15 protein-coding genes are annotated in these 20805 nt (G+C 72.9%); 13 read left to right on the plus strand and 2 right to left on the minus strand.

Annotation, left to right across the window (positions count from 1 at the left end; genetic code table 11):
- From BLS95_RS42395 to BLS95_RS42435, 9 genes are all read left to right on the plus strand, one after another.
- Positions 1–3612: non-ribosomal peptide synthetase (locus tag BLS95_RS42395; RefSeq protein ID WP_143044101.1), on the plus strand; the 3612-nt coding region annotated here is incomplete at its 5' end.
- Positions 3609–9065: a non-ribosomal peptide synthetase gene (locus BLS95_RS42400; RefSeq protein ID WP_090945261.1), complete on the plus strand. Its 5457-nt coding sequence runs from the start codon at positions 3609–3611 to the stop codon at positions 9063–9065. The genes BLS95_RS42395 and BLS95_RS42400, both read left to right, overlap by 4 nt.
- On the plus strand, positions 9062–10096 hold the full coding sequence (locus tag BLS95_RS42405; RefSeq protein WP_090945262.1) for a saccharopine dehydrogenase NADP-binding domain-containing protein: 1035 nt from the start codon (positions 9062–9064) through the stop codon (positions 10094–10096). The genes BLS95_RS42400 and BLS95_RS42405 overlap by 4 nt, the downstream gene beginning before the upstream one ends.
- Positions 10093–11175, plus strand: coding sequence for a Gfo/Idh/MocA family oxidoreductase (locus BLS95_RS42410; protein ID WP_090945263.1), 1083 nt, complete (start codon positions 10093–10095; stop codon positions 11173–11175). The genes BLS95_RS42405 and BLS95_RS42410 overlap by 4 nt, the downstream gene beginning before the upstream one ends.
- On the plus strand, positions 11172–11951 hold the full coding sequence (locus tag BLS95_RS42415; protein WP_090945264.1) for a thioesterase II family protein: 780 nt from the start codon (positions 11172–11174) through the stop codon (positions 11949–11951). Before BLS95_RS42410 ends, BLS95_RS42415 begins: the two co-directional genes overlap by 4 nt.
- A 34-nt stretch (positions 11952–11985) precedes the next feature.
- A complete protein-coding gene (locus BLS95_RS42420) occupies positions 11986–12357 on the plus strand; it encodes a nuclear transport factor 2 family protein (protein WP_090945265.1) in 372 nt (123 codons plus the stop codon).
- Positions 12358–12402: 45 nt separating this feature from the next.
- Entirely contained in the window at positions 12403–13362 is a 960-nt protein-coding gene (locus BLS95_RS42425) for an ATP-binding cassette domain-containing protein (protein WP_090945266.1), read from the plus strand.
- On the plus strand, positions 13359–14174 hold the full coding sequence (locus tag BLS95_RS42430) for an ABC transporter permease (RefSeq protein WP_090945267.1): 816 nt from the start codon (positions 13359–13361) through the stop codon (positions 14172–14174). The genes BLS95_RS42425 and BLS95_RS42430 overlap by 4 nt, the downstream gene beginning before the upstream one ends.
- A complete protein-coding gene (locus BLS95_RS42435) occupies positions 14171–14920 on the plus strand; it encodes an ABC transporter permease (protein ID WP_090945268.1) in 750 nt (249 codons plus the stop codon). The genes BLS95_RS42430 and BLS95_RS42435 overlap by 4 nt, the downstream gene beginning before the upstream one ends.
- 38 nt (positions 14921–14958) lie before the next feature.
- On the opposite strand, the gene BLS95_RS42440 is transcribed toward BLS95_RS42435, so the two are convergent.
- Positions 14959–15621, minus strand: a complete 663-nt coding sequence (locus tag BLS95_RS42440) for a methyltransferase (RefSeq protein WP_090945269.1) — start codon at positions 15619–15621, stop codon at positions 14959–14961.
- 56 nt (positions 15622–15677) lie between these two features.
- Between BLS95_RS42440 and pdxH the strand changes: the two genes are divergently transcribed.
- From pdxH to BLS95_RS42460, 4 genes are read left to right on the plus strand one after another with little or no spacing between them, the layout of a single operon-like run.
- On the plus strand, positions 15678–16265 hold the full coding sequence (gene pdxH, locus BLS95_RS42445; RefSeq protein ID WP_090945270.1) for a pyridoxamine 5'-phosphate oxidase: 588 nt from the start codon (positions 15678–15680) through the stop codon (positions 16263–16265).
- A gap of 10 nt (positions 16266–16275) precedes the next feature.
- Positions 16276–17841, plus strand: coding sequence for a (2,3-dihydroxybenzoyl)adenylate synthase (locus tag BLS95_RS42450; RefSeq protein ID WP_090945271.1), 1566 nt, complete (start codon positions 16276–16278; stop codon positions 17839–17841).
- Positions 17838–18980 carry a 3-deoxy-7-phosphoheptulonate synthase gene (locus tag BLS95_RS42455; RefSeq protein ID WP_090945272.1) on the plus strand — a complete coding sequence of 381 codons (1143 nt, stop codon included), beginning with the start codon at positions 17838–17840 and terminating at the stop codon, positions 18978–18980. Before BLS95_RS42450 ends, BLS95_RS42455 begins: the two co-directional genes overlap by 4 nt.
- Before the next feature lie 21 nt (positions 18981–19001).
- Positions 19002–19625 carry a DUF2461 domain-containing protein gene (locus tag BLS95_RS42460; protein ID WP_090945273.1) on the plus strand — a complete coding sequence of 208 codons (624 nt, stop codon included), beginning with the start codon at positions 19002–19004 and terminating at the stop codon, positions 19623–19625.
- 157 nt (positions 19626–19782) lie between these two features.
- On the opposite strand, the gene BLS95_RS42465 is transcribed toward BLS95_RS42460, so the two are convergent.
- On the minus strand, positions 19783–20754 hold the full coding sequence (locus BLS95_RS42465; RefSeq protein ID WP_090945274.1) for a substrate-binding domain-containing protein: 972 nt from the start codon (positions 20752–20754) through the stop codon (positions 19783–19785).
- Between the last annotated feature and the right edge of the window lie 51 nt (positions 20755–20805).

The raw sequence follows: 20805 nt of genomic DNA on the forward strand, positions 1-20805 counted from the left end.
ATCGAGCTGGGTGAGATCGAGGCCGCGCTGGGCGAGTGTCCGGGGGTGGAGCGGGTGGTGGCCACGACCGTGGGAGGCGCCGCCCGCCGCCTGGCCGCCGCCGTGGTGACCACCGGCGACCTCGACCCCACCGATCTGCGCCGGCGACTGGCCGAACGGCTCCCGCCGTACATGATCCCCGAGCAGATCACCGAGCTGTCCAGCATGCCCCTCAGCGGGAACGGCAAGATCGACCGCGCCGCCGTCCAGGCCCTGCTGAGCGAGCGGCAGGCCGAGCGGGCCGAGCACGTCGAACCGCCCCGCCCCGGCGTGGAGAGCGTCGTGGCGGGGATCTGGGCCGAGCTGCTGGAGCTGCCCGCCGTCGGCCGCGACCAGAACTTCTTCACCCTCGGCGGCGACAGCCTGCTCGCCACCCGCCTCATCACCCGCCTGCGCGCGGCCGGCGTCGCGGAGGCCGAGCTGACGAACCTGTTCGACCACCCGGAGCTGGCCGACTTCGCCGCGACCGTACGGCTGGGGGAGGAGCACGCCGCCGGACAGCCCGCCCTGCGCGCCGATCCGGACCACCGGTACGAGCCCTTCCCGCCGACCGACGTGCAGCGCGCCTACTGGATGGGCCGCACCGACGACTTCGCCCTCGGCGGCGTCGGCTGTCACTTCTACACCGAGTACGACCTGGCCGGGCTCGACCTGCCCCGGCTGGAGGCGGCCTGGAACCGGCTCAACGAGCGGCACGAGATGCTGCGCGCGGTCTTCCTGCCCGACGGCACCCAGCGCATCCTGCCGGAGGTGCCGCGCTTCACCATCCCGGTCACCGAGGCCGGCGAGGGCGACGACGACCGGGCGCTGGCCGAACTGCGCGAGTCCATGTCGCACCAGCTCATCGACGCCACCCGCTGGCCGCTGTTCGACATGCGGGCCGTACGGTACGGCGAGGACCGCACCCGGCTCGGCGTCAGCTTCGACAACATCATCCTCGACGCCCTCAGCACCATGACCGTGCTGCGCGAGCTGGACGCCCTCTACCGCGATCCGGACGCCGGGCTGCCTCCGGTAGGCCTGTCCTTCCGCGACTACGTGCTCAGCGTGAAGCCCGACCCCGAGGCGCTGCGCCGCGCCCAGGAATACTGGTCGGCCAGGGTCGCCGAGCTGCCGCCCGCGCCCCAGCTCCCGCTGGCCAAGGACCCGGCCAGGATCGGCCGCCCGCGCTTCGTCCGCCGCCAGGTCCGCATCCCCACCGAGCAGTGGCAGTCCGTCAAGGACACGGCCCGCGAATACGGCCTGACCCCCTCCACGGTGCTGGCCACCGCGTTCGCCGAGGCGCTGGGCGCGTGGAGCGCCCGCCGCGACATGACGATCAACCTCACCCTCTTCGACCGCCGCGAGGTGCACCCGGACATCGACCAGGTCCTGGGCGACTTCACCTCGCTGCTGCTGGTGGCCTACGAGCCCGGGGAGACCTGGCTGGACGGCGCCCGCCGCCTGCAGCGCCGGGTGGTGCGCGACCTGGAGCACAGCGACGCCTCCGCGCTGTGGGTGATGCGCGAGCTGGCCAGGAGGTCCGGCTCGGCCGACGTCACCATGCCGGTGGTGTTCACCAGCACCCTGGGAGTGATGGGCGAGGACGGCGGGCTCACCGGCACCCTGTTCGCCGACCCCGTCTGGGGGGTGTCGCAGACGCCGCAGGTCTGGCTGGACCACCAGCTCGTCGAGGTGGAAGACGGCCTGCTGGTCAACTGGGACGCCGTCGAGGAGCTCTTCCCGCCCGGCGTGCTCGACGGCATGGTCGCGGCCTTCGCCGGGCTGCTGGAGCGCCTGTCCACCCAGGACGACTGGGACATGCCCGTACCCTGCCTCACCCCGGCCGAGCAGTTCGTCACCCGGGTAGGCGCCAACGACACCGCCGCGCCGTTGCCGGAGGGGACGTTGCACGGGCGGTTCTTCGAGCTGGCTCGGCGTGATCCGGCGCGGGTGGCGATCTGTCCGGATGTGTCTTATGGGGAGTTGGCGGAGCGGGCGTTGCGGGTGGCGGGGTTCGTGCGTCGTTCGGGGGTGCGGCCGGGGGAGGCGGTGGCCGTGTCGTTGCCCAAGGGTCCCGATCAGGTGGCGGTCGTGCTGGGGGTGCTGGCGGCGGGTGCGCTGTACGTCCCCATCGGCGTCGACCAGCCCAAGCTGCGCCGGGAGCGGATGCTCCAGCGGGCCGACGTACGGCTGGAGATCACCGGCCTCCCGGACGGCCCGCCCCTGGACGCACCCGTTGAGGTGGATCCGGAGTCGAGTGCGTATGTGATTTTCACGTCGGGGTCGACGGGTGAGCCGAAGGGGGTGGAGGTTTCGCATCGGGCGGCGTTGAACACGGTGCTGGAGGTGAACGCCCGGTTCGGGGTGGGCGAAGAGGATCGGGTGCTGGCGGTGTCGGCGCTGGATTTCGACTTGTCGGTGTGGGATGTGTTCGGGTTGCTGGCGGCCGGTGGGTCGCTGGTGATGGTCGATGAGCAGGAGCGTCGGGACGCGGCGGCGTGGGCGCGGCTGGTGGCCGAGTATCGGGTGACGGTGTGGAACAGTGTGCCGGCGTTGCTGGACATGCTGTTGGTGGTCGGTCAGGGGCGGTTGGGTTCGTTGCGGCTGGCGCTGGTGTCGGGGGACTGGGTGCCGTTGGATCTGTCGGCGCGGCTGGCGGCGGCGGCTGGCGGGTGCCGGTTGGTGGCGCTGGGTGGGGCCACGGAGGCGGCGATCTGGTCGAACTTCTGCCCGGTACCGGCGGTGGTGCCGCAGGAGTGGGTGTCGGTGCCGTATGGGCGTCCGCTGGCCAACCAGTGTTTCCGGGTGGTGGATGGGCTGGGCCGGGACTGCCCAGATTGGGTGGCGGGGGAGTTGTGGATCGGCGGCGCCGGGGTGGCCAAGGGCTATCGCGGTGATCCGGAGACGACGGCGGCCAAGTTCGTGGAGCGTGAGGGGCTGCGCTGGTATCGCACGGGCGACATGGGCCGGTATTGGCCTGATGGGACGCTGGAGTTCCTGGGTCGGGTCGATCATCAGGTGAAGGTGCGTGGTCACCGGATCGAGCTGGGTGAGATCGAGGCCGCGCTGGGCGAGTGTCCGGGGGTGGAGCGGGTGGTGGCCACGACCGTGGGAGGCGCCGCCCGCCGCCTGGCTGCCGCCGTCGTGGCCACCGGCGACCTGGACGACGGGGACCTGCGCGCCTGGCTGGCCGACCGCCTGCCGTCCTACGCCATCCCCAGCACGATCGCCGTCCTGCCGAGCCTCCCGCTCAACGCCAACGGCAAGGTCGACCGCGCCGCGGTCGCCCGCCTGGCCGAGGAGCACGACAACGGCGAGACCCAGGACGCCCCGCCCGCCGGCCCCGTCGAGGAGACCCTGGCCGGGATCTGGCAGGCACTGCTCGACGTGCCGCGGGTGGGCAGGCACCAGAACTTCGTGACCCTCGGCGGCGACAGCATCCTGGCGACCCGCCTGGCCGAGGAGATCAGGATCGAGTTCGGCGTCGAGCTCCCGCTGCGGGAGCTGTTCGCCGGGCCGACCATCGCCGAGCACGCGGCCTTGATCGAGCAGCAACGCGACGACGAAGCCTTCGAGGAGGGCGCGATATGACAGCCGGTCAGCTCATCACCGAACTGGCCCGCGAGGGCGTGCACCTGTGGGAGGAGTCCGGCCGGCTACGGTTTCGCGCTCCCCAGGGCGTGCTCACCGACGAACGACGCGCGCTGCTGGCCGCCCACAAGGACGATCTGCTGGAATACCTGCGGCGTCCGGCCACGCCGCTGACGCCCGACCCCGAGCACCGGCACGAGCCGTTCCCCCTCACCGACGTACAGGCCGCCTACCTGCTCGGCCGCGGCGACGCCTTCGACTACGGCGGCACCGCCTGCCAGGTCTACGCCGAACTCGCGATGGAGGACCTCGACCCGGGGCGGATGGAAGACGCCTGGAACCGGCTCATCGAACGGCACGACATGCTGCGCGCCACCGTCCACCGGGAGGGCTACCAGGTCACCGCCCCGGCGACGCCGCGCTACCGCGTCCAGGTCGCCGACCTCACCGGCCGCCCCGCCGCCGAGGTCACCGCTCACCTGGCCGCCACCAGGGCCGCCATGGACAGCCGCGACTACGACCCGGCCACCTGGCCGCTCTTCGAGGTGCGCGTCACCCGGACCGGCGAACGCGACCTGCTGCACGTCTCCGTCGACTTCCTCATCGCCGACTACCTGAGCATCCAGCTCCTGCTCACCGAGCTGAAGCGGCTCTACCTCGACCCGGACGCTGAGCTGCCGCCGCTGGAGATCACCTTCCGCGACTACGTGGCCGCCGCCCGCGGCCTGCGCGACAGCGTCGCCTACGAGCGCGACCGGCGCTACTGGGAGGACCGGCTCGACGACCTGCCCGGCGCCCCCGAGCTGCCGCTGCGCGAGGACCCCGAGGCCCAGGCCCGTGGCACCTTCACCCGCCACCAAGTCACCTTCACGCCCGAGCAGTGGCACGGGCTGCGCGAGCGGGCGGCGGCACACGCGGTGACCCCCTCCACCGCGGTGCTCGCCGCCTTCGCCGAGGTCGTCGGCCGCTGGAGCCGCCAGCCCGCCTTCTGCCTCAACCTCACCCTGCTCAACCGCCAGCCGCTGCACCCCCAGGTCGGCTCGCTCGTCGGCGACTTCACCACGGTCAGCCTCCTGGAGGTGGACGGCACGGACGGAGACGGCTTCGCCGCCCGCGCCGCCGCTCTCCAGCGGCGGCTGTGGGCGGACCTGGACCACCGGCTCTACTCCGGCGTGGAGGTGATGCGCGAGATCGCCCGCCGCCGGGGCAGGCACGCCGCGCTCATGCCGGTCGTCTTCACCAGCACCGTCGGGCTCGGCGACGAGAACGAGGGCATGAACGGCCTGGCCGAGGTCGTGTACGGCAGGAGCCAGACCCCCCAGGTGTGGATCGACTGCCAGGCCCTCGTGGAGGGCGGCGTCCTGGAGGTCAGGGCGGACGTACGCGACGGCGTCCTCCCCGACGGGCTGGTGGGGGACATGTTCGGCGCCCTGCACGGGCTGCTGCTCGACCTGGCCGCCTCCGACGCCGCCTGGGAGTCGGCCTCGCCGGTCGGGCTGCCCGCCGCGCAGGCCGAGCGGCGCGAGCGCGCCAACGACACGGCGGCCCCCCGCCCCGCCGGGCTGCTGCACGAGCCCGTCGTCGCGCAGGCCGCCGCCACGCCCGACGCCCCGGCCGTCATCGCCGCGGACCGCACGCTGACCTACGGCGAGCTGCTCGCCCGGGCCACCGCGGTGGCCGAGCACCTGGCGGGCGCCACGGACGCGCCGGTCGCGATCGTCATGGCCAAGGGCTGGGAACAGGTCGCCGCCGTGCTCGGCACGCTGCTGGCCGGGGCCGCCTACCTGCCCGTGGACCTCGGCCAGCCGGCGGCCAGGCGTGAGCGCATCCTGGCCGACGCCGGGGTGAGCACCGTGCTCACCCAGTCGTGGATCGGCGAGCGCCCGCCCGGCGTACGCCGCATCGACGTCGACACGCTGCCGCCCTCCACCGCTCCCGCGCCCGAGAGCCCCGCGCGTCCCGGCGACCTGGCCTACGTCATCTACACCTCCGGCTCCACCGGCGACCCCAAGGGAGTGATGATCTCCCACGAGGCGGCGCTCAACACCGTCGCCGACATCAACCGCCGCTTCTCGGTCACCGTGGCCGACCGCGTGCTGGGACTGGCGAGCCTCGGCTTCGACCTGTCGGTCTACGACATCTTCGGGCCGCTGGCCGTGGGCGGCGCCCTCGCGCTGCCGGACCCGGCCGGCCGCAGCGACCCCGCCTCCTGGGCCCGGCTGATAGCCGAGCACGGGGTGACGCTGTGGAACTCGGTACCCGCCCAGCTCCAGATGCTGGAGCACTATCTGGCCGCCGGTCCCGGCGCTGACCTGCGCACCCTGCGGCTGGCCCTGCTCAGCGGCGACTGGATCCCCGTCACGCTGCCCCCGGCCATCCGCGCCCACCTGCCCGGGCTGGAGCTGATCAGCCTCGGCGGCGCCACCGAGGCGTCGATCTGGTCGATCCACCACCCGATCGGCGAGCCCGCGCCCGACTGGACGAGCATCCCGTACGGCAAGCCGCTGGCCAACCAGACCTTCCACGTCCTGGACCACGCGCTGCGGCCGTGCCCCGACTGGGCGGCCGGCGAGCTGTACATCGGCGGCGCCGGGCTGGCGCTCGGCTACCTCGGCGACCCCGACAAGACGGCCCAGCGCTTCATCCACCACCCGGAGACCGGCGAGCGCCTCTACCGCACCGGCGACCTGGGCCGCTACCGCGAGGACGGGGTGATCGAGTTCCTCGGCCGCGACGACCGGCAGGTCAAGATCCGCGGGCACCGGATCGAGCTCGCCGAGGTCGAGGCCGCCCTGCAGGAGCACCCCGCCGTGGCCACCGCCCACGTACTGGTCGAGGGCGAGGGCATGGACCGCCGTCTGGCCGGCTTCGCCCAGCCCGCCCGCCGTACCGCGGGCCAGCAAGGCTCGGCCGCTGACCTGGCAGAGGAACTGCGCAGGGCCGCCTCCCGCGCCGCCGACCCGCACTCCGCGCACATCGACCGTGCCGAGCTCATGGAGTTCATCGCCCGGCTCGACCGGGCGGCGGTCGTCGGCATCATGCGGGCCCTCGCCGGTCAGGGCGTGTTCGGCAAGCCCGGCGACACGGCCACCACCGAACGGGTCATCCACGCCGTCAAGGCCGCGCCCCGGCACCACCGCCTGGTCCGGCGCTGGCTGCGCGTGCTGGAGAACGAGGGCTTCCTGACCCGTGAGGGCGAGGTGCTGCGCGCCGTGCGCACCGCCACCGCCGAGGACGTGGACGCCGCCTGGCGCGCGGTCGACGAGCTGCAACGCGAGGACAGCTACCCCGCCGCGCTGATCGCGTACTTCAGGACCAGCACCGACCACCTGCCGGAGCTGGTCCGCGACGAGATGGACCCGCTGCCGCTGCTGTTCCCCGAGGGCCGCCTGGAGATCTCCGAGGCCGCCTACCGGGAGAACATCATCAGCCGCTACGTCAACCACGCCACCATCGAGACGCTGCGCCGCATCGCCGCGCGGCACGAGGGCCCGCTGCGGGTGCTGGAGGCCGGGGCGGGCGTCGGCGGCACCAGCGCGCAGATGATCCCGGCGCTGGCGGAGTTCGACGTGGACTACCTGTTCACCGACGTGTCGTCCTTCTTCCTCACCGAGGCCCGCAAGCGCTTCGGCGACCTGCCCTGGGTGCGCTACGGCCTGTTCGACATCAACGAGGACTTCCGCGAGCAGGGCTACGCGCCCAACGACTTCGACGTCATCCTGTGCGCCAACGTGCTGCACAACTCCCGCCACGCCGGCCGGGTGCTGAACCGGCTGGTCCAGATGTTGCGCCCCGGTGGCTGGCTGGTCTTCATCGAGACGACCAAGGACAGCTACCAGATCATGACCTCGATGGAGTTCATGATGCCGGAGAAGGACCCGCGCAAGTGGGACTACGAGGACCTGCGCAGGGGCCTGGACCAGACCTTCCTCGGCCGCGACCAGTGGCTGGAGCTCCTGCGCGCGGCGGGCGCCGACGTGACCCTCTGCCTGCCGGAGCCCCACGACGTCACCGGCCCGCTCGGCCAGAACGTCTTCGCCGCCCGGTTCAAGGCCGACCGGGCGCCGCTGGACGTCTCCTCGCTGGCCGGGCACCTGGCCAGGCGGCTGCCCGAGTACATGATCCCGGCGCACCTGCAGATCGCCGACGAGCTGCCGCTGACCCGCAACGGCAAGGTGGACACCGCCACGCTGCGCTCCTGGCTGCCGCGCGCCGCCGCGAGCCGCGCCTCGGCGGGCGGCCCGCCCCGCGACGACCTCGAACGCGAGCTGGCCGCCGTGTGGGCCGAGGTCCTGGACGTGCCCGAGGTCAACCGCGACGACGACTTCTTCGACCTCGGCGGCGACTCGCTCGTGGTCGCCAAGCTGGCCGCCACGCTGCGCGACCGCGTCACGGCCGCGGCCGGCGTCCACTGGGACGACCTCGTACGCCACATCCTGCACCGGCCCACGGTCGCCGCGCTGGCCGAGGAACTGCGCCACGGCGGCGGCCACCAGGAGAGCGGCGGCCACGCCGAGAGCTCCCCGCTCATCCCGCTCGGCGGCGAGCCGGGGACCGGCGGCCCGCTGCGCGTGCTCGTCCACGAGGGCAGCGGCACGCTGGCCCCCTACCGGGCGTTGTCGCGGCTGCTGGCGGCCAAGGGCGGTCCCCTGGCCGGGCTCGCGGTCACCGACGTGGAGACCTACCTGGCCGAGGACCCGCGCGGCCTGATCGAGCGCCGCGCCGCCCGCTACGCCAGGGCGCTGCTCGACACCGGCGCGCCCGCCTTCCACGTGGTCGGCTACTGCATGGGCGGCCTGCTGGCCACCGAGGTGGCCCGGCAGCTCACCGAGGCGGGCGCCGACGTCGCCGGCCTCACCGTGATCAGCAGCTACACGCTGCCCAGGATCATCGAGGACGAGCTCATCGTGGAGTACGTCTTCGCCAAGGTCATGGGCGTCGACCCGGCCGAGGCCGGTTACCCGGCCGACGAGGGGCTCATGTCCAAGGTGTTCGAGCTGCTCCTGCGCGAGGACCCCGGCCGGGTGCCGGCGGGGCGCGTGACCGAGCTGACCGGCGAACTGGCGCCCGCTGCCGCGTGCTTCCGCGCCCAGGCGGCCCGCCCGCAGGCCGAGCGGCTGGCCGCCATCGGCCGCGCCGCCAACACCAGCCACGCCGACCCCGACGTCGAGCGGCACGTCGCCACCTTCTTCCGGGTCGTACGGCACAGCCTGCTCGCGGTCGGCTCCCACCAGCCCGAACCGTACGCCGGGGACATCACGTTCCTGCGTCAGCTCGGCGACACCCGTTTCCTGCCGTGGCTGCGTGACGACATGACCGGGTTCTGGCGCGAGCTGTGCCTGGGCGAGCTGCGCGTGGCCGACATCCCCGGCGACCACTTCGGCTGCCTGCAGCCGCCCAACGTGGAGGAGGTCGCCACCCTGCTGGCCCGCATCCACGAGGAGCGGTCATGACGACCGGCGTGATCGGATGCTACGGCGCGGTCGGCCGCGCGCTGGTGCGCCGCCTGCCCGGACCGCTGCGCCTGGGCGGCAGGGACCTGGACCGGGTACGGCAGACCGCCCGCCCGGGCGACGAGGCCGTCGCCGTGGACCTCTGCCAGGCCGACCGGCTGGCTCGCTTCTGCGCCGGCTGCGACATCGTGGTCAACTGCGCGGGCCCCTCGGCCCGCGTCCAGGACACCGTGGCCCAAGCCGCGCTGCGGGCCGGCGCCCACTACGTGGACGTGGCCGGCGACCAGCTCGACCACGCCCGCCTGTCGGCCCTGGCCGGCGGGCGCTCGGCGGTGCTGGCCGCCGGGATGATGCCCGGTCTGTCCGCGCTGCTGCCCCGCGCCCTCGCCCAGGGCGCGGGCCGGCCCGTCCGGCTGGTCGCCCACGCCGGCGGCCTGGACCGCTTCACCAGGGCCGCCGCACTGGACTATGTCGCCTCCCTGTCGGGCGACTACGCCGTCCCGCTGGCGGCCTGGCAGGGCCACCAGGTGATCCGCGGCGCGCTGCGCCCGGCCGAGCGGGTCGCCCTGCCCCATTTCCCCGGCCGCGTCAGCGCGTATCCCTACCTCAGCCGCGAGACCGAGCGGCTGGCCCGCACGCTCGGCCTGGCCGAGGTGGAGTGGTGGGGCGTCTTCGACGGCGAGCGGACGCTGCGCGCGCTGTCCGGCGCCGGGGACCGGGACGCCGAGCGGGTCGCCGGGGACCTGGAGCTGGCCGCCCGCCTGGACGGCCTGGGCCGCCGGCCGTACTTCCAGCTCGTCTTCGACCTGGACGGCAGGGTGCTGCTCGTCCGCGCCGCCGACGGCTACGAGCTGACCGCCGCGCTGGCGGCCACCGCCACCCGGGAGGTCGCCACGGGCCGCGTCCCGCCGGGCGCGCACGACGCGGCCGACGTGCTCGACCCGGGCGGCGTGCTGCGCGACCTGCGCGACGACCCGGCCGTGGAGGTCCTGGAGCCGTCGCGCGTACCCGTCGAGGAGGGTGTCCTGTGAGCCGGCGACCCCGAGTGCTGGTCTGCGGCACCGGCTTCGGCCGGGTGCACCTGGCCGCCCTCACCGCGCCCGGCTCGCCCTTCGAGCTGGCCGGCATCCTGGCCAAGGGCGGCCCGCGTTCCCGGGCGTGCGCGGAGGAGGCCGGCGTGCCCCTGCACACCCGCGTCGAGGACGTGCCCGATGAGATCGACCTGGCGTGCGTCGTCCTGCTCGCCGACGTCAACGGCGGCCCCGGCAGCAGGGTGGCGGCCGAGCTGATGGCCCGCGGCGTGCACGTGCTGCAGGAAGGGCCGCTGCTGCGCGAGGAGCTGGCCGCCTCGCTGCGCGCCGCCCGCCGCCACCGGGTGGTCTACCAGGTCAACAGCCACTACGTGCACCTGCCGCCGGTGCGGCGCTTCATCGCCGCCGCCCGCAGGCTGCGCCCGGTGTACATCGAGGCCGCCTGTGGCGTGCAGGTCTCCTACCACCTGTTCGACATCCTGGGCCGGGCGCTGGGCGGCCTGCGGCCCTTCGACCTGCCGGCGCCCACCGGCTCGGGCCCCCTCCGCACCATCGACGGCACGCTGGCCGGCGTCCCCTTCACGCTGCGCGTGCAGAACCAGTTGCACCCCGCCGACCCCGACAACCACGCCCACCTGCTGCACCGCGTCACCATCGGCACCGAGGGCGGCACGCTCACGCTGGCCGACACCCACGGTCCGGTGCTGTGGTCGCCGCGCCCGCATCTGCCCGCCGAGGCCAGGAAGACGACCCGGCTGGACGCCGCCGCCGACCCCGGGCTCGACCTGCCCGCCACCAGCGTCATCGGTCCCGCGGAGGCTCCGGCGTACCGGGAGATCCTCGCGACCATGTGGCCGGAAGGCGTACAGCGGGCAATCATGGGAACGTGGACAGCGGTGTGTGGCGGAGTCGATCCCCTGCGTGAGGGACAGTATTACGTGTCCGTCAGCACGGTTTGGCAGGCCATGGCCGCCGCCCTCGGGTTCCCCGAGCGGCTGTCGGGCCCGCCGCCCCGTCCCATGTCCGCCGACGAGCTGATCGCCGCCGCGAGAACGGAGCTGGAGGAACAGCCGGCATGACCATCATCACCACCCGGCAGCGCGAGCAGTGGCTGCGCCCGCTGCGCGTCCAGGACGTGCCCCGGCTGCGCCTGGTGTGCTTCCCGCACGCGGGCGGCGCGGCGAGCTTCTTCAAGACGTGGGGGGCCCGCCTGCCCGAGGGGGTCGAGCTGTACGGCGTGCAGTACCCCGGCCGCCAGGACCGGGTGCGCGAACCCTTCGCCCGGACCGTGGACGAGCTGGCCGGGCCGGTGGCGTCCGCGCTGCGCCCGCTGGCCGAGGTCCCCACGGCCCTGTTCGGCCACAGCATGGGCGCCGCCGTCGCGCACGAGACGGCCCGCCTGCTGGAGGCCGAGCCGGGCGGCCCGCCGGCCGGGTTGGTGGTCTCCGGCCGTCCGGCTCCCGACCGGCTGCGCCGTACCGAGGTGTACCTGGGCGGTGAGGAGGCGCTGCTGGCGGATCTGCGGCGGCTGGGCGGCACCAGCGAGGAGGTCCTGGATGACCCCGCGCTGCGCGAGCTGATCCTGCCGACGCTGGCCGCCGACTACCGGCTCATCGAGACCTACCGGCCCCGCGACCTGAGCCCGATCCGCACGCCGGTGTGCGCGTGCGTCTCCGACGCCGACCCCGAGGTGAACCAGGAGGAGGCCGCCGCCTGGGAGCGCCACACCACGGGCCCGTTCCGGCTGCGGGTCTTCCCCGGCGACCACTTCTACCTGGTGCCGCAGGAGGAGCGGCTGGTCGAGCAGCTGCTGGAGTTCTGTGGCCTGCCCGGCCGCTGGCCCTCCACCCCGTAGGAAACCATCCATCCCGACAGGAAAGGACGACCACATGAGCCTCGAGAAGGAACTGCGCGACCTGGAGGAGAAGGGCTGGGCCGCCATTTCGGTCGGCGACGGCCAGTTCTACCGCGAGCTGGTCACCGACCGGACGATCTGCGTCGAGCCCGACGGCCTGCAGACCGGTCACGAGCTGGCCGACGACATCGACGCCAACAAGTCGCCCTTCGAGGACTACAAGCTGGAAAACGTCAAGGTGCTGGAGCTCGGCGCCGAGTCGGCGCTGATCACCTACCGGTCCACCGTCCGGCTCAAGGGGACCGACATGTCCTTCCAGCTCTACATGACCAGCGTGTACGAGCGCAGCGGCAACGCCTGGAAGCTCGCCTTCCACCAGCAGACCCCGGTGAAGCAGGAAGGCTGACGGGCACAGGCACACCGGGAGTACTCACATCGGGAGGTAGGGCTCATGCACGGAGGGGGAGTCGAGGTCGAGGGTCTCCGCAAGGTCTTCGGCAAGAAGACGGCCCTGGAGGAGGTGTCGTTCACCGTCGAGCCGGGAGCCGTGGTGGGGCTGCTGGGTCCCAACGGCGCGGGCAAGACCACGGCGGTCAACTGCCTGAGCACGCTGCTGCCGCTGGACGGCGGTCGCGCCTCGGTCGCCGGGCACGACGTCACCCGCGATCCCGCGGGCGTCCGCGCGTCCCTCGCCCTGACCGGCCAGTTCGCCGCGGTTGACGACGTGCTGACCGGGCGGCAGAACCTCGTGCTGTTCGGCAGGCTGCTCAAGCTGGACCGCCCGGCGGCCGCGGCGCGGGCAGAGGAGCTGCTGACCGCCTTCGGCTTGGGCGCTGCCGCCGACCAGCCGGTCAAGTCCTACTCCGGTGGCATGCGCCGCCGCCTGGATCTGGCGGCCAGCCTGGTGGTCAAGCGGCCCGTCGTCGTCCTGGACGAGCCGACCACCGGGCTGGACCCGGCCGGGCGCCAGGAGATGTGGGATGTGGTGGCGGGGCTGCGCGAGGAGGGCGTCACGCTGCTGCTGACCACTCAATACCTGGAGGAGGCCGACCGCCTGGCCGACCGGATCGTGCTCATCGACCACGGCAGGGTGGTCGCCGAGGGCACGCCGGGCGAGCTGAAGAAGCGGGTCGGCGGGCAGGTCTGCGAGGTGGTCGCCGAGCCGCGCGAGCAGGTGCTGCGTACGCTGCGGGAGCGGCTGGAGGGCGTGGAGGAGTCCGGCGGCACGGTCACCGTGCGCGGGGCCGACTCCGACACCCTGGCCGAGGTCGTCGCGGCGCTGCGGGAGGCCGGGATCGAGGCCGACGACATCCGGCTGCGCCGGCCCACGCTGGACGAGGTCTTCTTCGCCCTGACGGGCCACCGGTCCGGGCAGCGGCGCGGGGAGGAACGAGAGGAGGTCGGCTCATGACCGCCTCCACCGGCACGGTCCCCGCCACCGGCGCGGCGCCCTCCAGCGAGGCGGGCCTGGCCAACCTCTTCGGGCAGGGGCTGCTGCTGGCCGGGCGCAACATCCGGCTCACCTCGGCGGCCGACACCGTCAGCACGATGGTGGTCTTCCCGGTCATCTTCGTGTTCGGGTTCCTGGCGCTGTTCGGCAACCTGTTGCGCACCCACGGCGTCGACTACGCCCAGTTCCTGCCCCCGGCGATCGTCGTGCAGTGGATGTTCTCCGTGGCGATCGGCGCCGCCTTCGCCTTCGCCGCCGACCGCCGCAGCGGCATGCTGGCGCGCTACCGCTCGCTGGCCATCAGCCGTGGCGCGGTCGTGGTGGGCCGGATGGCGGCCGACAGCCTGCGGGCGCTCCTGGCCATCGCCGTGATCGTGGCGACCGGCTACGTGGCGGGCTTCCGCTTCCAGGCCGGGCCGCTGGCCGCACTGGGCTTCGTCGCGCTGGCGGTGGCCTTCGCGCTCGCGGTGTCGGCCGGCACCAGCGCGCTCGGGCTGGTCTCGCGCGACCCCGAGACGGTCTCGGCCACGCTGCACGTCCTCTACCTGCCGCCGCTGATGGTGTCCTCGGCCTTCGTGCCCGCCGACGCCTTCCCTGCCTGGATCGAGCCGTTCGTACGCCACCAGCCGGTCACCGCCGTGCTCGACGCGCTGCGGGCGCTGGCCGAGGGCGGCCCGACGGCCGGGCCGGTGCTGAAGGCGGTGGTGTGGCTGGCCGGGCTGCTGGCCGTCTTCTCGATCGCGGCCGTCCAGGCGTTCAGGAGGGCGACATGAACACCATCACCGAGACGGGCCTGCTGGCCGGTCGCACGCTGCGGCGCTTCGCCAAGAGCCCGCAGTTGGTCGCCGATTCGGTCCTGTTCCCGCTGATCCTGCTCTTCCTCATGCTGCTGGTCTTCGGCGAGCTGGTCGACCAGGCCGCCCACGGCCGCTACATCGACCGGCTGGCCCCGGTCATCGTGCTCTTCAGCGCCGCCTACGGCGCGGTCGGCACCGGGCTGGGGTTCTTCACCGACCTGCGCGGCGGCATCGTCGACCGGTTCAGGGCGATGAACATCAGCCGGGTCTCGGTCCTGGCCGGCCGGATCACCGGCGACCTGGTACGGGCGGTGCTGGTGGCCGTGGTCACCACGGCTGTCGCCTACCTGGCCGGGTTCCGCTTCACCCAGGGGCCGCTGGCCGCGCTGGGGTTCTTCGCGGTCGTCGCGCTGTTCGCCTGGATCTTCCTGTGGCTGGCGGTCGTGGTGGCGACGTCGGCCTCCAGCGAGCAGGCGGTCAGCGGGGCGCTCAACACGCCGGTGACGCTGCTGCTGTTCTTGTCGTCGGGATTCGTGCCGGTGGAACAGTTCCCCGGCTGGCTGCAGCCGGTGGTGCGCGCCAATCCGCTGTCGCTGGCGGGCGACGCGCTCGTGGGGTTGTCCAGCGGCGGTCCGGTATTGCTGCCCGTGCTTTTCACGGCGGCCTGGGCGGTGGCCGCGACCGCCATTTTGGTGCCGCTCGCCGTACGCCGTTTCGGATGAAATTCTCCGGGCCTTTCCGCAAGGCCCGGAGAAAACGTTCATCCGGCTCGCGTGAATTCGAGGAGCCGGTATTCGATGTGCCCGTTCTCGGCGGCGCATTTCGCGGCGCGCAGCAGTGCGGCCCGCCAGCCGTGCTCGGCCGCCAGCGCGTGCACGCGGGGCTCGTCGCCGAGGTCGGTGAAGCCCAGCAGCAGCCGGCCGCCCGGTTCCAGGTGGGCGGCGGCGTCGCGGAAGAAGGCGGCGTGGGCGGCGTAGCCGGGGTCGAAGAAGGCCCGTTCCAGCACATCGGCGGGCTCGCCCTCGACGAAGTTGGAGTTCCAGTAGATGACGTCGAACCTGTCGCCGCTGGTCAGCGGCTCGAACATGTCGCCGCAGGCGACCCTGATGGTCGAGGCGACGCCGTGGCGCGCGGCGTTGAGCCGGGTGTTCTCGGCGGCGGCCTCGCTGATGTCCAGGGCGGTCACCGAGGCGCAGCCGCGCAGGGCGGCCAGCACCGAGATGTAGCCGGTGCCGCTGCCGACCTCGCAGAAGGAGCCGTGCAGCGGATAGGGCAGCCATTCGGCGTAAAGGGCGGAGGATTGTGACAGGTGAGGGGCGTAGACACCGGGCAGGAGATCCCATTCCAGACCGAGGAGATGGAATGTCCGGGGGGTGGCGATTTCCCGATGGCGGGCGACGAGAGTGTGAGCGACTTCTTGCATGACGCCAATTATAGGCAATAGAGTCTAAAAGACGAGAGAATGGCAGGAATGAGAAAATGCTGACCCAGTTAACGGCCGACCCCCTGCGTCAGTTCCTGCTCTGGCAGGAGGAGTGGCGGGCGGCCGACCCCCGGATGCCCAACTCCGCCGTGCTGGCCACCGCCGATCACCGCGGCCGTCCCTCGGCCCGCTGGGTCGACGTGGCCTACGTCGACCACGGGTTCGTGTACTTCACCAACCACGCCAGCCGCAAGGCCGCCGACGTCGCGGTCAACCCGGTGGCCGCGCTGTGCTTCGGCTGGCTCGACAAGGGCCGCCAGATCAGGGCCGAGGGCCCGGTCAGCCGGCTGGGCGAGGTGGAGTCCGACGCCTACTTCGCCACCCTGCCCCGCTCGATCCAGCTGCTGGCCTGGAGCAGCGACCAGCGCGCCGAGATCGACGACCGGCGGGTCGTACGCGAGCGCTTCGACGCCCAGCGCGCCCGCTTCACCGGCCAGGAGATCCCGCGCCCCGCCCACTGGGGCGGCTACCGGCTGACGCCGGAGGAGGTGGAGTTCTGGCAGCGCAGGGCCGACGAGATCCAGGACCGCTTCCGCTACCGCCGCCAGGGCGAGGACTGGCACATGGCGCGGATCGCGCCGTGAGGAGGACCAGATGATCCCCGGATGCGTACCGTGGCCCGCCGAGACCGCCCGGCGCCACCGCGAACTCGGGCTGTGGACCGGCCAGACCCTCGACGTCCTGCTGCGCGCCCACGGTGAGCGCACCGCGCTGGTGTCCGGCGGCGTCCGCCGCACCTACCGCGAGCTCGCCGACCGCGCCGCCCGCCTGGCCGCCGGGTTCCACGACCTGGGAGTACGGCGTGGCGACCGGGTGATCGTGCAGCTCCCGAACACCCCCGACCTGATCGACACGCTCTTCGCGCTGCTCACGCTCGGCGCTCCGCCGGTGCTGGCGCTGCCGCCGCACCGTCGCGACGAGATCGGCCACCTGGCCGCCCACACCGAGGCCGTCGCCTACGTCATCCCGGCCGTCCACCAGGGTTTCGACCACCGCGAGCTGGCCCGCGAGATCAGCGGCCCCAAGCACGTGGTCGTGGCCGGCGAGCCCGGGGAGTTCACGCCGCTGTCGTCCCTGTACGCCGAGCCCGCCGACCTGGAGCGGCCCGAGCCGGGCGACGTGGCGCTCTTCCTGCTGTCCGGCGGCACCACCGGGCGTTCCAAGCTCATCCCGCGCACGCACGACGACTACCTGTGCAACCTCCGGCTCAGCGCCGCGAACGCCCGCCTCGGCCCCGACGACGTCTACCTGGCCGCGCTGCCCATCGCGCACAACTACGCGCTCGGCTGTCCCGGGGTGCTCGGCACGCTCCACGCGGGTGGCAGCGTCGTGCTCACCCCCACGCCCAGCCCCGACGACGCCTTCCCGCTCATCGAGAGTGAGCGCGTCACCGTCACGGGGCTGGTGCCGTCGCTGGCGCTGCTGTGGACGGAGGCCGCCTCCTGGAGCTCGTACGACCTGTCCAGCTTGCGCCTGGTGCAGCTGGGCGGCGCCAGCGTCAGCCCGGAGCTGGCCCGCGACGTCGGCGAACGGCTGGGGCGCGTGCAGCAGTCGTTCGGCATGGCCGAGGGGCTGCTCAGCCAGAGCCCTCCGGACGATTCCCCCGAACTGCTGGCCACCGCCCAGGGCAGGCCGCTGTCGGAGCACGACGAGGTCCGCATCGTGAACGAGGCGGGCGACGACTTGCCCACGGGCGAGGTCGGCGAGCTGCTGGTCCGCGGGCCGTACACGATCAGGGGTTACTTTCGCGCCGAGGAGCACAATGCGCGGGCCTTCACCGCCGACGGGTTCTTCCGCACCGGCGACCTGGCCCGCCGTACCGAGACCGGCCACCTGGTCATCTGCGGCCGGGTCAAGGACGTCATCAACCGCGGCGGTGACAAGGTGCCCGCCGAGGAGGTCGAGGAGCACCTGCTTGCCCACCCGCACGTACGGGCCGCCGCCGTGGTTCCCGTCCCGGACCCCTACCTGGGCGAGCGTACGTGCGCCTACGTCGTAGCCCGCGGCGGGCCGCCCACGTCCAGGGACATCGACACGTTCATGCGCGAGCGTGGCGTGGCCGCGTACAAGATCCCCGACCGCGTGGTCGTCGTGCCGAGCCTGCCGCTCACCCCGGTCGGCAAGGTCGACAAGGCCAGGCTCAGGAGCGAGACGCCGTGACCGCCGCCACCGCACAGCAACCCGACTGGGGAGACCTGGCGCTGCTGGAGCGCGTCACCAGGACCCTGCACACGCTGCCGCCGCTGGTCACCGCCGAGGAGTGCGACCGGCTCACCGAGGCGGTGGCCCGCGTCGGCCGCGGCGAGGGATTCCTGCTGCAGGGCGGCGACTGCGCCGAGCGCTTCTGCGAGTCCGGCCCCGCCGAGGTACGCGCCAAGCTGGCCCAGCTGTACGGCCTGGCCGACCTGATCCGGTCCGCCACCGACGCGCCCGCCGTGCCGCTGGGCCGCCTGGCCGGGCAGTACGGCAAGCCCCGCTCGGCCCTCTACGAGCGCATGCCCGACGGCACGATGGTCCCGTCCTACCGGGGCGACGCGGTCAACAGCGCGGCCGACGACCCGGGTGCCCGCCACCCCGACCCCGCCCGGCTGCTGCGCGCCCGCGAGTGCGCCGAGCGGGTGCTGGAGGTGGTACGCGAATCCTGGACCGGCCGCCCGCCGCTCGAACGGGCCTACGTCTCCCACGAGGCCCTGCTGCTGGACTACGAGCGCCCGCTGGTGCGCGGCGACCACGCCGCCTCGGCCCACTCGGTGTGGATCGGCGAGCGCACCCGCCAGCCCGACGGTCCGCACGTCGGCTTCGCCCGTTCCATCGCCAACACCGTCGGCGTCAAGATCGGGCCCACCATCACCCCCGCGCAGGCCGTACGGCTCAGCCACCTGCTCAACCCCGACGGCAGGGACGGCCGGCTGGCGTTCATCGTCCGCCTGGGCAGCATCCGGGTGCGCAGCCTGCTGCCGGAGATCGTGGGTGAGGTCACCCGGCGGGGTAGACCGGTGGTGTGGCTGTGCGATCCGATGCACGGCAACACGATGCGTATCGGCGCCGGGCCCAAGACCCGGCCGATGGAGGCGATCCTGGAGGAGGTCGTGGCGTTCGTCCGCATCATGCGGGCCCAGCGGAGGCATCCGGGCGGGCTGCACCTGGAGATGACGCCCGAGGACGTCACCGAGTGCATCACCACGCCGAGGCCGTTCTGGCGGCCACCGGAGCTACTGCGCTACCGCACCGCGTGCGACCCCCGCCTGAACGCCGCCCAGGCCGCTGAGGTCGTCGAACGCTTCGTCGCCCTAGTGTGATTCTCGGTGGAGGGAGGACGGGTGGCCTTCGACGGCATCCCGCGCAAGGCTTTCGACTTCTACAAGGAACTGGAGGCGAACAACACGCGCGAACACTGGCACGCGCACAAGGCCGACTACGACAGCGCCGTGCGCGCGCCGCTCCAGGCGCTGCTGGAGGAGCTGGAGGAGGAGTTCGGGCCGGCCAAGCTGTTCCGGCCGCAGCGTGACACGCGGTTCAGCAACGACAAGTCGCCGTACAAGACCAGCCAGGGCGCCACCGTCGGCGGCGAGGGACATGCGGGCTACTACCTGCAGCTCTCCGCCGAAGGGCTGTTCGTGGGCGCCGGCTTCCACGCCTTCGCCTCCGACGACACCGGCCGCTACCGGGCGGCCGTGGCCGACGACAAGTCGGGCCCCGAGCTGCGGCAGATCGTGGACCGGCTGACCGGCAAGGGGTTCTCGCTCGTGGGGGAGCGGGTCAAGACCCAGCCGCGCGGCTACTCGGCCGACCATCCGCGCATCGAGCTGCTCCGCTACAAGTCGCTGGGCGCCGAGAAACGTATCCCGGTGACCAAGGCCACCGGGAAGCAGGCTCTGTCCGGAGTCCGCGACTCCTGGCGTGACCTGCGTCCCCTGGTGGAGTGGCTGGCCACGCACGCCTGACCCGCGCCGGGCGGGCCGGCCCGCTTCGCCGCGCCCGTCCCGCGAGCGAACTTTCCGGGGGCTGCGGCGTTCGGCGTCGTCCTGCGAGCGGGTTCGCGACTACGTCCCCTGTCGTAGCGGAGTGCGAACAGAGGCATTCGTCCGGTGAAGGAGTGACCTATCCCGCTTGTCGACGGTGGCCGCGCCCCGGCACATGGCCGTTGGTCGGGTCTGTAGCAGGGAGTTTCGTGATTTCGCCGGACCTGGAGGTGTCGTAGCCGCCCAGCGCGGAGATCCTGGAACGCAGGGTCGGCTTCCGCAGTGCGGCGATGAGATGGGCGGCCGGGTCGAGGGCGTGCCCGGCCAGCCCGATGTCGAAGTCCTCCCAGGTCAGGGGGATGAATTCGAGGTCCAGGTCGGTCGCGGCCGAGCGGACTCCGAGGCCGGCGTCGACGGTGCCGGTGGCGACGGCCAGGGCGACTTCGAGATGGGTGTTGACCTGCGGTCCTCTGAGGCCGTCGGGGTCGTGGCCGTCGGCGAGGAGCAGCCGGTCCAGCAGGATCCGGGTCCCCGTACCCGGGCGTCGGGAAGCGATCCGCCGCTCTGCGAGATCGGCGATGCCGGTGATGCGGCGGGGGTTGCCCGGCGGCACGATCAGCCCCTGCTCGCGTCGCCAGAGGTGGATCAGGTGCGGTTCCAGGCCCCGTAGCATGCCGAGCGCGAAGGGCGCGTTGTAGACCCCGGTGTGGTGCAGCAGGTGGATCGCGGCGCCGTCGGCGTGACCTTGGCGCACCGCGTTGAGGCCGGCCACACTGCCCTCGCGCGTGACGATTCTCAGCCGTCCGTCCAGAGCGCCGGTGAGGAGGTCGAGGGCGGGATCGTCGCTGCCCGCGAGGGTGAGGACCGAGTCCACCTGCAGGAACCGCCGGGCGGCGAGCGCGGCGCCGGAGGCGACGCGTGCGCGGCGTCGGTCGGCCAGTTCGAGCACTCCCGCGTCGGCGAGTTGACGCTGTGCCCGGCTGACGGTCGAGGCGGTGGTGTGCCACTGCTGGGCGAGCTCGCGGACCCCCGGCAGTTCGTCGCCGGGGTGAAGGGTTCCGGCGCTTATCTGGTGGGCGAGCTCGGTGCATATATCCCGATATCGGGTCACGTCTGCACAACTTACCCTTGCGCTGTTCTGAAGTAGCACAGATAGGGTCAC

Source organism: Nonomuraea jiangxiensis (assembly GCF_900099965.1).
Lineage (GTDB): Bacteria > Actinomycetota > Actinomycetes > Streptosporangiales > Streptosporangiaceae > Nonomuraea > Nonomuraea jiangxiensis.

Excerpts from the sequence above, each read along its gene's own strand:
- BLS95_RS42440 (WP_090945269.1), bottom strand. The coding sequence starts at position 15,621 with ATGCAAGAAGTCGCTCACACTCTCGTCGCCCGCCATCGGGAAATCGCC.
- BLS95_RS42430 (WP_090945267.1), top strand. The coding sequence starts at position 13,359 with ATGACCGCCTCCACCGGCACGGTCCCCGCCACCGGCGCGGCGCCCTCC.
- BLS95_RS42415 (WP_090945264.1), top strand. The coding sequence starts at position 11,172 with ATGACCATCATCACCACCCGGCAGCGCGAGCAGTGGCTGCGCCCGCTG.
- BLS95_RS42450 (WP_090945271.1), top strand. The coding sequence starts at position 16,276 with ATGATCCCCGGATGCGTACCGTGGCCCGCCGAGACCGCCCGGCGCCAC.
- BLS95_RS42420 (WP_090945265.1), top strand. The coding sequence starts at position 11,986 with ATGAGCCTCGAGAAGGAACTGCGCGACCTGGAGGAGAAGGGCTGGGCC.
- BLS95_RS42435 (WP_090945268.1), top strand. The coding sequence starts at position 14,171 with ATGAACACCATCACCGAGACGGGCCTGCTGGCCGGTCGCACGCTGCGG.
- BLS95_RS42425 (WP_090945266.1), top strand. The coding sequence starts at position 12,403 with ATGCACGGAGGGGGAGTCGAGGTCGAGGGTCTCCGCAAGGTCTTCGGC.
- BLS95_RS42405 (WP_090945262.1), top strand. The coding sequence starts at position 9,062 with ATGACGACCGGCGTGATCGGATGCTACGGCGCGGTCGGCCGCGCGCTG.
- BLS95_RS42400 (WP_090945261.1), top strand. The coding sequence starts at position 3,609 with ATGACAGCCGGTCAGCTCATCACCGAACTGGCCCGCGAGGGCGTGCAC.
- pdxH (WP_090945270.1), top strand. The coding sequence starts at position 15,678 with ATGCTGACCCAGTTAACGGCCGACCCCCTGCGTCAGTTCCTGCTCTGG.